A 692-nucleotide genomic window follows, 5' to 3' on the forward strand; every position below is an offset into this window, starting at 1 on the left:
TGCGCGGTGTTTGTTACACAAAAAAATCACCTTTCCGTTATAATAAGGTTGTTCAAGCCAATTTATAACGAAAGGAAAGGTGATTTTAATGGCCAATAAGGCAAACAGTTTGGCACATACCAAATGGATGTGCAAGTATCACATAGTGTTCACACCAAAGTACAGGAGAAAAATAATTTACAACCAGTACAAGGAAAGTATTAGAGATATTCTGAAACAACTATGTGGATACAAAGGCGTAGAAATATTGGAAGGTCATATAATGCCCGACCATATTCATATGCTTGTAAGCATTCCACCTAAACTGAGTGTATCACAATTTATGGGATATCTCAAAGGAAAAAGTGCGCTTATGATCTTTGATCAGCACGCAAACTTAAAGTATAAGTTTGGAAACCGACATTTTTGGGCAGAGGGATATTATGTGAGCACAGTCGGTCTTAACGAGGCAACTATAAGAAAGTATATCCAGGAACAAGAAAGTCACGATATTGCAATGGATAAATTAAGCGTCAAAGAGTATGAGGACCCTTTTAAGGGTAGCCGGTAATACAAAAGCCCTTTTAAGGGTTGCGACGAGTCAAGGGCGTTAAGGCTTGAACAAAGTGAAAGCCAGCGTCTTTAGGCGCTGGCCGGTAACAGAGGCTTATAGCCTCAGGACAAACCACCCGTTTGACGGGTGGTCATGATTT

The 692-nt window shown here is 40.0% G+C and carries 1 protein-coding gene; it reads left to right on the forward strand.

Annotated features, from left to right (window positions below):
- The first annotated feature begins 88 nt into the window (after positions 1–88).
- On the forward strand, positions 89–550 hold the full coding sequence (tnpA, locus tag EFT72_RS18910) for an IS200/IS605 family transposase (RefSeq protein WP_124065458.1): 462 nt from the start codon (positions 89–91) through the stop codon (positions 548–550).
- Positions 551–692: the final 142 nt, after the last annotated feature.

This window comes from Clostridium sp. E02, assembly GCF_003833015.1.
GTDB lineage: Bacteria > Bacillota > Clostridia > Lachnospirales > Lachnospiraceae > Lacrimispora.